The following is a 9,524-nucleotide window of genomic DNA, read 5'->3' as shown; positions in this document are numbered from 1 at the left end:
ACACATGCCATTTCCTCCGGCGTCACACCTCTTCAACGACACACCGCACCCACAGGACACGCACCAACAACACCAACCTGACCAAGCACTACTAGCGAAGGGGCAGCACCGGCTGTTCGGAGGCGGCCGCCCGGGGTTCCGGCACCCGGGCGGCCGCCGGCGCGTCCGCGGGAACCGGCCCGGACGGGGCCGCGGTCTCGGCTCCGGACACGGTTCCGGGAGCGGTTCCGGGAGTGATTTCGGCAACACCGGCGGAAACGGCGGGGGTGTGCGCGGTGGACGCGGGGGCCCCGGCGGGCGCCGCGTGGCGCCCGCGGCGGCGGGAGTTCGCCGCGGTGAGCGCGACGAGCAGTCCGAGGGCCAGGGCGGCGGTGGCGATGACGGCGATCCCGCGCCCCGTGCTCGTCTGCGAGAGCAGCAGCATGGCGATCGTCGACACGACTACGGTGGCGGACCCGTAGAACAACTGGGCGGCAGTCGGACGCGGCATGGCGATTTCCATCCTCAAGGCGGGGAGGGGAGTCTGCTCAACTGGGTCGTCAACGAGGTCGCGCGGCAAGAGACTCTACGTCGGGGGATTCCCGCGCGGAACCGCCAGTAAGCGTGACCTAACCCACGGTGCCCGGAGCACGGGGGGCGCACGGGTTCATTCCCCCGTCCCACCATGTGGCCAGGACGCGCCCTTCGTCCCGTATGGCAGAGGAACGTCCGGATAGCGGAACTCCCTGACCGCATAGTGCAGTTGTAAGGAAGAAGTCAAGGTCTGTCTTTTCTTTAGACTCTCCGGTCAAATGTCGTCACTTGAGACGCGCGCCGCGCGGAACCCCCCGCTCCTATGGAGACGTTCCGACCTGTGTCGCGGCCGCGGGAGGGGAACGACATCAAGTGACCAGCAATTCCAGTCGTCGACGAGCGCTGCGTACCGCAGCCGTCGGCGTGACCCTGGCCGCAACCGCGGTTTCCGGCGCCTTCCTCGTCACTGCCCAGGCCTCTGCGGCGCCGTCGACCGCGGCCCCCGTGGAGCGCCAGGACCCGACCGCTCCCGCCAAGGAGCAGGTCCAGCACAACCTGAAGGGCCCGTTCAGCGACCAGCAGGCCCAGGCCCGCGAAGCAGCCATCGACCAGGTGCTGAGCGGCAAGAAGGCCGTCGAGCAGCGCGGCGCCTCCAAGGTCGTCAAGCTCGACGACAAGAAGTACGTCGAGCTCGGCCGCGAGAAGACCGACAAGATCTTCACGATCCTCGTCGAGTTCGGCGACCAGGTCGACAACACGACCATGTTCGACCCGGACGGCCCCGACGGCCCCAAGCCGGCGGTCCCGAAGTACGGCGGCACCCCCGGTCCGCTGCACAACACGATCGCCCAGCCCGACCGTGCGCAGAACAACAGCACGGCCTGGCGCAAGGACTTCAGCCGCGACTACTTCCAGGACCTGTACTTCGGTACGGGCCAGGGCAAGGACTCGCTGAAGACCTACTACGAGAAGACCTCCTCGGGCCGTTACTCGGTCGACGGCCAGGTCGCCGACTGGGTCAAGATCCCGAACAACGAGGCCCGTTACGGCTCCAACTACTGCGGCCAGACCAACTGCGCCAACGTGTGGGACACCGTCCGCGACGGTGTCAACGCCTGGGTCGACGCCCAGAAGAAGGCCGGCAAGTCCGACGCCGAGATCAAGGCCACGCTGGCCCAGTACGACCAGTGGGACCGCAACGACTACGACGGCGACGGCAACTTCAACGAGCCCGACGGCTACATCGACCACTTCCAGATCGTCCACGCGGGCGAGGACGAGTCGGCCGGTGGCGGCGTCCAGGGCACCAACGCCCTGTGGGCGCACCGCTGGTACGCCTACGGCACCGACGCGGGCAAGACCGGCCCGGCGAACAACAAGGCCGGCGGCACGCAGATCGGCGACACCGGCATCTGGGTCGGCGACTACACGATGCAGCCGGAGAACGGCGGCCTCGGCGTCTTCGCGCACGAGTACGGCCACGACCTCGGTCTGCCGGACCTCTACGACACCACCGGTGGCGGCGAGAACTCGGTCGGTTTCTGGTCCCTGATGTCCGCCGGCTCCTGGCTCGGCGAGGGCAAGGACTCCATAGGTGACAAGCCGGGCGACATGACCGCCTGGGACAAGCTCCAGCTGGGCTGGCTGAACTACGACACGGCCAAGGCCGCGACGAAGTCCACCCACAAGCTGGGCGTGTCGGAGTACAACACCAAGGACAAGCAGGCGCTGGTCGTCGAGCTGCCGAAGAAGCAGGTCAAGACCGACATCGTCGCTCCCGCCGAGGGCTCCTCGCAGTGGTGGAGCAACATGGGTGACGACCTCAAGAACACCCTCACCCGCACGGTCGACCTGACCGGCAAGTCCTCCGCCGCACTGGGCCTCAAGGGCTGGTGGGACATCGAGAAGGACTACGACTACCTCTACACCGAGGTGTCCACCGACGGCGGCGCCACCTGGACCGTCCTGAACGGCACCGCCAACGGCAAGGCCATCCCGGCCGACGCCGCGGGCAACGCCGGTCTCACCGATGTCTCCGGCGGCTGGCAGGACCTGAAGTTCCCGCTCGACGCCTACGCCGGCAAGAAGATCGACCTCCGCTTCCGCTACCAGACGGACGGCGGCGCGGGCGGCAAGGGCTTCACCGCCGACGCCCTCGCGATCACCGCGGACGGCCAGACCCTGTTCACCGACGGCGCCGAGAACGGCGACAACGGCTGGACCGGCAAGGGCTTCTCCCGCGTCGGTGCCGGGTTCACCAAGGAGTACCCGCAGTACTACATCGCGGAGAACCGCCGCTACGTCTCGTACGACTCCACCCTCAAGGTGGGCCCGTACAACTTCGGCTGGGCCAACTCCAAGCCGGGCTGGGTCGAGCACTACCCGTACCAGGACGGCCTGCTGATCTGGCTCTGGGACAAGTCCCAGAAGGACAACAACACGAGCGTGCACCCCGGCTCGGGTCTGATCCTGCCGATCGACGCCAACGCCAAGCCGATGAAGTGGTCGGACGGCACCCTGCTGCGCAACAAGATCCAGCCGTACGACGCGCCGTTCAGCGCGTACTCGACGGACGCGTTCACCCTGCACAAGAACGGTGAGTCGCTGTTCCTGAAGCCGAAGCCCGCGAACCTGGTCTTCGACGACCACAAGGGCAAGTACTACTACGACGAGAACCCGACCGGTTCGGTGAAGGTCGCTGACACCAACACCAAGATCAAGATCGCGAAGGAGACCTACGACGGTCTCCAGATGACGGTCGAGGTCGGTCCCGCCGCCAAGTAATTCGGCAAAATCGCAGGTCAAAGCATGATCGGCCGTCGCCCCCTAGCGGGCGGCGGCCGATCGCGTTTAGATGCGGGTGCGAGTTTTCTTATTGACGGGGGAGCTGAAGATCATGCCAGGTGGAGGTTTCGTCAGATTGCCGGGCGGCAGCGTGGTGGTCGCGCTCACGCTGCCGAGGCCCTGCGGCGAGGGCGGAAACGTCCGCGTGCTGGTCCACGCCGCGAACCGGGCCCGCGCCCTGACCAGGCTGCGGAACCTCGGGATGCGGGCCGTGTACCTGCGCGGCAACGCCCAGCCGCCGACCCCGGACGAGGTCACGGCCGTCCTGCACCATCCGGACGGTCTGCTGTGGCGCGGCGCCCCGGACCGGGCCCAGGAGCTCTGGCACCCGATCCGGACCCTGCTGGGTCACTGAGGCCCGCCTTGCGGACGGGTCCGCCGCCCGGGCGGATCCGTCGCCCGGGCCGGGCACGTCGCCCGGGCGGATCCGGGCCCGGGCCGCCGCCCGGGCGGGTCCGTCACGGGCCCTGGCGGGGGCCCTCGCCGACGAGCCCGACCCCGGCCGAGCGGAGCTCGTCCACCGCCCGTGCGGCGGTGTGGGGGGCCACGGCGGCCGTCAGGTCCAGCAGCACGCGCGTGGTGAACCCGGCGCGGGCCGCGTCGAGGGCCGTGGCCCGCACGCAGTGGTCGGTGGCGATCCCGACGACGTCGACCTCGGTGACCTGCCGGTCGCGCAGCCACTGTGCGAGCGGGGTGCCGTTCTCGTCGGCGCCCTCGAACCCGCTGTACGCGGCCTCGTACGCGCCCTTGTCGAAGACGGCGGCGACGGCGCCCGAGGCGACCGCGGGCGCGAAGTTCGGGTGGAACCCGACGCCCTCGGTGCCGGCGACGCAGTGGACCGGCCAGGAGTTCTCGTAATCCGGCTCGGCCGGTGCGTGCGCGAAGTGCGACCCGGGGTCGACGTGGTGGTCGCGGGTCGCGACGACGTGCCGGTAGCCGGCCGTCGCCTGCCCGATGAGCTCGGTGATCGCGGCGGCGACGTCGGCCCCGCCGGAGACCGCGAGGCTGCCGCCTTCGCAGAAGTCGTTCTGTACGTCGACGACGATCAGTGCGCGGTGCATTTCGCGTGCCCTTCGGCTTGATGGTGTGCTGCGGCGGGCCCTGCGGGGGGCTCTTCCCCCACCCCGCCCCTTCCCGAAACGGCCGCCCCGTACCGGACCCAGCACGGACGCCGTGCCGGTCCGTACCGGGCCCGGTACGACCCCGTGCCGGACCCGGCACGGCGCCGCGGGGGCCCGGGCGGGGCCCCGGCGCAGCACCCCGGCGCCGGCGGCAGGCCCGCGGGGTCAGGCGTACTCGGTCGGGATCACCGGCTCGCCGCGGGACAGCTGCGTCGCGGAGAGCGGGAGTCCGGCTCGGGCCTCGCGGTGGCGGTCGCGGACCGTCTCCAGCGGTTCGCGGGCCACCACCTCGCCCGCCTTGACCAGCTGGACCAGCAGCTGCCGGTCCGCAAGGGCCGAGGGCACCGGCCCGGTCCCGACCACTTCGGCCTCGGCCACGCCCTCCGTGTCCACCCGCCGCGCCGCCCACTTGCGGCCGCCGATCGAGGTCTTGCCGCCGGAGGACTTCTTCGCCACCGGCACCAGCGGGGCCTTCGGGTCCGCCGACGCCGCCCGCGCCACCAGCTTGTAGACCATCGAGCACGTCGGGTGCCCGCTGCCCGTCACCAGCTGCGTGCCGACGCCGTACGCGTCCACCGGGGCGGCCGCCAGCGAGGCGATCGCGTACTCGTCGAGGTCGGAGGTGACCACGATCTTCGTCCCGGTGGCCCCGAGCTCGTCCAGCTGCTGGCGCACCCGGTGCGCGACGAGCAGCAGGTCGCCGGAGTCGATCCGCACCGCGCCCAGCCCCGTCCCGGCGACCTCGACGGCCGTCCGTACGGCCTCGGCGACGTCGTACGTGTCCACGAGCAGGGTCGTCCCGCCGCCCAGGGAGGCCACCTGGGCCTGGAACGCGTCCCGCTCGGTGTCGTGCACCAGCGTGAAGGCGTGCGCCGAGGTCCCGACGGTGGGGATCCCGTACCGGAAGCCGGCCGCCAGGTCCGAGGTGGAGGCGAAGCCTCCGACGTACGCGGCCCGCGAGGCCGCCACCGCCGCCAGTTCGTGGGTGCGCCGGGCGCCCATCTCGATCAGCGGCCGCTCGCCGGCGGCCGAGGCCATCCGGGAGGCGGCGGCCGCGATCGCGGAGTCGTGGTTGAGGATCGAGAGGATCACCGTCTCGAGCAGCACGCACTCGGCGAAGCTGCCCTCGACGCGCAGGACCGGGGAGCCGGGGAAGTAGACCTCGCCCTCCGGGTAGCCCCAGATGTCGCCCGAGAAGCGGTACGAGGACAGCCAGTCCAGCGTCCGCATGTCGACGACGGCCCGCTCGCGCAGGAACTCCAGCACCGCACTGTCGAAGCGGAAGTTCTCCACCGCGTCCAGGACGCGGCCGGTGCCCGCCAGCACCCCGTAGCGGCGTCCCTCGGGCAGCCGCCGGGTGAAGACCTCGAAGACCGAGCGGCGGTCGGCGGTGCCGTTCGCCAGGGCGGCCTGCAGCATCGTGAGCTCGTAATGATCCGTGAAGAGCGCTGTCGACGGCACGTCCACCGGCAGGCCCAGGTCCGCAGGGTTCATGTCACGGATGCTAGCGCACATTTCGTCAAACTGACGAGATCTCGGGACCCGTTTGTGCGACCGGCCGGTCGCAGTGGCAGCATGGGACAAGTGAGTGTTGCTCCCATTGAGATCGAACGCACCGAGTCGGCCGAAGAGACCTTCGCGGTCCCCGAACCCGACGTTCCCTGGGTGACCCTGGTGCACAACGACCCGGTCAACCTCATGAGCTACGTGACGTACGTGTTCCAGGCGTACTTCGGCTATTCGAAGGACAAGGCGCACAAGCTGATGCTCGACGTCCACCACAAGGGGCGGGCGGTCGTGTCCAGCGGCACCCGCGAGGAAATGGAGCGCGACGTGCAGGCCATGCACGGCTACGGCCTGTGGGCGACCCTCTCCCAGGACCGCATCTGATGGGGCGCTCCGCCGGAATGTTCGAAGCCCTGAAGGGCGGCGGCGCCGCCATCGCGCTCGACGAGATCGAGATCTCCATCCTGCGCTCGCTGGCCGTCCAGCTGCTGGAGCTCATCGGCCCGGGCGCGCCCGAACCGGACGAGGACGCCGACCCGCTGGCCGTGCTGTTCGCCGAGGGCAGCGAGGGGCCCACCGAGCGGCCCTCCGACCCCGCGCTGATCCGGCTCTTCCCCGACGCCTACGGCGGTCCCGGCCCCGAGGACCAGGGTGTGGACCCCGCCGAGCTCGCCGCCCGGTCGGCGGAGTTCCGCCGGTTCACCGAGAACGACCTGCGCACCCGCAAGCGGGAGGACGCCCTCTGCGTCGTGCGCAGCCTGGACGGGCTCACGCCCGGCGGTGACGGGGCGGCGGTGCTGGAGCTCACCGGGGAACTCCCGCTGCGCTGGCTGGGCGCGCTCAACGACCTGCGCCTGACGATCGCGGCCCGCCTGGACATCACCGAGGACGAGGAGAGCGCGATGCTCTTCCGGCTGCCCGACGACGATCCGCGCAAGCCGATGGTGATGGCCTACCTGTGGCTCGGCGGCCTCCAGGAAACGCTCATCGAGACCCTCTGACGCGAACGCCGTTCGCCGATTGTTCACGATTGTTCGCTCAGCGGACGCTCAAATCCGGATAACGATCAGATCACCGCGATGCGGTGATCTGATGCGTTTCAGGACCTCTGTCCCGAATTCCATGTGCTATGCGTCACATTTCCACGCCGCGGTCACCCATAAGCCCGTGATAAATCTTCACGACCGCCGACGGGGCGCCACCCATGTCCCCCGGCCCGTTCGAACCGGCTGACCGCCGGGTGCAACTCCATCCGTATCCGGGGGGATCGAGGACCCGATCCGCTGCCTTCGAGGCGCGGGTCGGCGTGGAGAAAGGCGCACCAAGACATGACCTCTGTGCAGGTCGAGCAGCACGACAGGACGCCCGGCGAGGGCGCCGCGGCCGAGGACGGCGAGGGTTACCACCGCGCACTCGGAGCCCGCCAGATCCAGATGATCGCGATCGGCGGCGCCATCGGCACCGGCCTCTTCCTGGGCGCCGGCAAGGCGATCTCGAAGGCCGGCCCGAGCCTGATCCTGGCCTACGCCATCGTCGGCCTGGTCATCTTCTTCATCATGCGCGCCCTGGGCGAGCTGCTGATGTACCGCCCGGTCTCGGGCTCCTTCTCGGACTACGCCCGTGAGTTCCTCGGCCCGTTCTGGGGATACGCGACGGGCTGGACGTACTGGCTCTTCTGGGTGGTCACCGGCATCACCGAGGTCACCGCCGCCGCGAAGTACATGTCGTACTGGACGCACGACAGCTTCCCGCAGTGGGCCTACGCGCTGATCTTCACGGTCATCCTCTACGCCGCCAACCTGATCTCCGTGAAGCTCTTCGGCGAGCTGGAGTTCTGGTTCTCCATGGTCAAGGTCACCGCCATCGTCGGCATGATCCTGATCTGCGCCGGCATCCTCACCGTCGGCTTCTCCGACGCCGCCGCCGGCGCCTCGGTGTCCAACCTGTGGAACGACCGCGGCTTCTTCCCCAACGGCATCGGCGAGACGCTGATGACCCTGCAGATCGTCGTGTTCGCCTTCCTCGCCGTCGAGCTGGTCGGCGTCACCGCGGGCGAGTCCAAGGACCCGGCGAAGACCCTGCCCAAGGCCATCAACACCGTGCCGTGGCGCATCGCCGTCTTCTACGTCGGCGCACTCATCATGATCATGTCGGTCATCCCGTGGTCCAACTTCAAGGCCGGCGAGAGCCCCTTCGTCCTCGCCTTCGAGAAGATGGGCCTGGGCATCGGCGCCGCGATCGTCAACTTCGTCGTGCTGACCGCCGCCCTGTCCTCCTGCAACTCGGGCATGTACTCCACCGGCCGCATGCTGCGCGACCTCGCGCTCAACGGCCAGGGCCCGAAGTTCTTCACCAAGCTCACCAGGACCGGCACCCCGCTCGTGGGCACCACCTTCTCCGCCGCGCTGATGCTCGTCGGTGTCTGGATCAACTACGTGGCCCCCGGCAAGGCCTTCGACTACGTCGTCTCCTTCGCCACCATCTCCGGCATGTGGGCCTGGATCGTCATCCTGGTCTGCCAGATCCGCTACCGCGCCAAGGCCGACCGCGGCGAGCTGCCCCAGTCCACTTTCCGCACTCCCGGCGCCCCGTACACGAGCTGGTTCTCCCTGGCCTTCATCGGCATGGTCATCGTGATGATGGGCGTCGACAAGGACTCCCGCGTCTCGCTGTACTGCGCCCCGCTGTGGGGCCTGATCCTGGGCGTCTCGTACCTGGTGCTCAAGAAGCGCAACCCGGGCGGAGCCGCCTTCAACAAGGCCTCCGAGCGGGCCTCCGAGCCGGTCGCCTGACCGCTCCTCCCACCGGGCCCCGACGGGCCTCGTGTCCAGCATCCGGGCCCTCCCGTACCACACCTCGGTACGGGAGGGCCCGTCTGCTTATCCTGTCGACCATGCTGACCCTCACCCAGGCGCTGTACGACCGGATCGTGGAGCACGCCCGCAAGGACCACCCCGACGAGGCCTGCGGCGTCGTGGCCGGACCGGCCGGCACCGACCGCCCCGAGCGGTTCATCCCGATGCTCAACGCGGCCCGCTCGCCCACGTTCTACGAGTTCGACTCGAAGGATCTGCTCAAGCTGTACCGCGAGCTCGACGACCGGGACGAGGAACCCGTGATCGTCTACCACTCGCACACCGCGACCGAGGCCTACCCCTCCCGTACGGACGTCACGTACGCCAACGAGCCCGCCGCGCACTACGTCCTGGTCTCCACGGCGGACACCGACGGCCTCGGAGAGTTCCAGTTCCGCTCGTACCGGATCGTCGAAGGCGTCATCACCGAGGAGGAAGTGCAGGTCGTAGAGGCCTACTGACCACGATGTGGTCGGTTTGCGTCCACGATTCGGGATCACACTCCAAACGGGGGACCGGGAATCGTTAACATGACCGCATGGTTCCCCACGACGTGAGCATCGAGACGCCCGGCAGGCTGCTGCTCGTGGCGCGGCTGCACGTCGACCTGTGCCGCCTCGCCAGCAGCATCTGTCCTGCCGCCTGAGCACCACAGCCCCTCGCGCGGGGGCCATCGCGCCGCGCG

At 69.3% G+C, this 9,524-nt stretch carries 10 protein-coding genes; 7 read left to right on the top strand and 3 right to left on the bottom strand.

The genetic code is table 11. From position 1 onward, the window contains the following. Window positions 1–91 precede the first annotated feature (91 nt). Complete coding sequence (locus tag ACIPK4_RS03715; RefSeq protein ID WP_402309035.1) at window positions 92–490, bottom strand: hypothetical protein; 399 nt, start codon at window positions 488–490, stop codon at window positions 92–94. 452 nt (window positions 491–942) lie between these two features. On the opposite strand from ACIPK4_RS03715, the gene ACIPK4_RS03710 reads away from it, so the two are divergent. Continuing rightward, window positions 943–3,297, top strand: a complete 2,355-nt coding sequence (locus ACIPK4_RS03710; RefSeq protein WP_402309085.1) for an immune inhibitor A domain-containing protein — start codon at window positions 943–945, stop codon at window positions 3,295–3,297. A 112-nt stretch (window positions 3,298–3,409) separates the two neighbouring features. After that, complete coding sequence (locus ACIPK4_RS03705; protein WP_327283626.1) at window positions 3,410–3,712, top strand: hypothetical protein; 303 nt, start codon at window positions 3,410–3,412, stop codon at window positions 3,710–3,712. 103 nt (window positions 3,713–3,815) lie between these two features. On the opposite strand, the gene ACIPK4_RS03700 is transcribed toward ACIPK4_RS03705, so the two are convergent. Both ACIPK4_RS03700 and ACIPK4_RS03695 read right to left on the bottom strand, forming a co-directional pair. After that, window positions 3,816–4,418, bottom strand: coding sequence for an isochorismatase family protein (locus tag ACIPK4_RS03700; protein WP_376205296.1), 603 nt, complete (start codon window positions 4,416–4,418; stop codon window positions 3,816–3,818). A gap of 225 nt (window positions 4,419–4,643) precedes the next feature. Continuing rightward, window positions 4,644–5,972: a nicotinate phosphoribosyltransferase gene (locus ACIPK4_RS03695; RefSeq protein ID WP_402309033.1), complete on the bottom strand. Its 1,329-nt coding sequence runs from the start codon at window positions 5,970–5,972 to the stop codon at window positions 4,644–4,646. Window positions 5,973–6,053: 81 nt separating this feature from the next. On the opposite strand from ACIPK4_RS03695, the gene clpS reads away from it, so the two are divergent. The 5 genes from clpS (at window position 6,054) to ACIPK4_RS03670 (ending at window position 9,485) form a co-directional block, all read left to right on the top strand. After that, window positions 6,054–6,368: an ATP-dependent Clp protease adapter ClpS gene (clpS, locus tag ACIPK4_RS03690; RefSeq protein WP_053784844.1), complete on the top strand. Its 315-nt coding sequence runs from the start codon at window positions 6,054–6,056 to the stop codon at window positions 6,366–6,368. After that, window positions 6,368–6,985 carry a DUF2017 domain-containing protein gene (locus ACIPK4_RS03685; RefSeq protein ID WP_054220934.1) on the top strand — a complete coding sequence of 206 codons (618 nt, stop codon included), beginning with the start codon at window positions 6,368–6,370 and terminating at the stop codon, window positions 6,983–6,985. Before clpS ends, ACIPK4_RS03685 begins: the two co-directional genes overlap by 1 nt. Window positions 6,986–7,312: 327 nt before the next feature. Further along, window positions 7,313–8,776: an amino acid permease gene (locus ACIPK4_RS03680; protein WP_402309031.1), complete on the top strand. Its 1,464-nt coding sequence runs from the start codon at window positions 7,313–7,315 to the stop codon at window positions 8,774–8,776. A gap of 101 nt (window positions 8,777–8,877) precedes the next feature. Then, window positions 8,878–9,300, top strand: coding sequence for a Mov34/MPN/PAD-1 family protein (locus tag ACIPK4_RS03675; protein ID WP_054220936.1), 423 nt, complete (start codon window positions 8,878–8,880; stop codon window positions 9,298–9,300). Between the two features lie 77 nt (window positions 9,301–9,377). Further along, complete coding sequence (locus ACIPK4_RS03670) at window positions 9,378–9,485, top strand: putative leader peptide (protein WP_324603773.1); 108 nt, start codon at window positions 9,378–9,380, stop codon at window positions 9,483–9,485. Window positions 9,486–9,524: the final 39 nt, after the last annotated feature.

The sequence above is a fragment of the Streptomyces sp. NPDC086989 genome (assembly GCF_044745505.1).
Classification (GTDB): Bacteria; Actinomycetota; Actinomycetes; order Streptomycetales; family Streptomycetaceae; genus Streptomyces.
Note: the sequence above shows the minus strand (reverse complement) of the source record. Positions and strands in the feature narration are given on the sequence as shown.

Coding starts and splice junctions, on each gene's coding strand:
- ACIPK4_RS03715 (WP_402309035.1), bottom strand. CDS start 490: ATGCCGCGTCCGACTGCCGCCCAGTTGTTCTACGGGTCCGCCACCGTA.
- ACIPK4_RS03685 (WP_054220934.1), top strand. CDS start 6,368: ATGGGGCGCTCCGCCGGAATGTTCGAAGCCCTGAAGGGCGGCGGCGCC.
- ACIPK4_RS03695 (WP_402309033.1), bottom strand. CDS start 5,972: ATGAACCCTGCGGACCTGGGCCTGCCGGTGGACGTGCCGTCGACAGCG.
- ACIPK4_RS03680 (WP_402309031.1), top strand. CDS start 7,313: ATGACCTCTGTGCAGGTCGAGCAGCACGACAGGACGCCCGGCGAGGGC.
- ACIPK4_RS03705 (WP_327283626.1), top strand. CDS start 3,410: ATGCCAGGTGGAGGTTTCGTCAGATTGCCGGGCGGCAGCGTGGTGGTC.
- ACIPK4_RS03700 (WP_376205296.1), bottom strand. CDS start 4,418: ATGCACCGCGCACTGATCGTCGTCGACGTACAGAACGACTTCTGCGAA.
- clpS (WP_053784844.1), top strand. CDS start 6,054: ATGGGACAAGTGAGTGTTGCTCCCATTGAGATCGAACGCACCGAGTCG.
- ACIPK4_RS03675 (WP_054220936.1), top strand. CDS start 8,878: ATGCTGACCCTCACCCAGGCGCTGTACGACCGGATCGTGGAGCACGCC.
- ACIPK4_RS03670 (WP_324603773.1), top strand. CDS start 9,378: ATGGTTCCCCACGACGTGAGCATCGAGACGCCCGGCAGGCTGCTGCTC.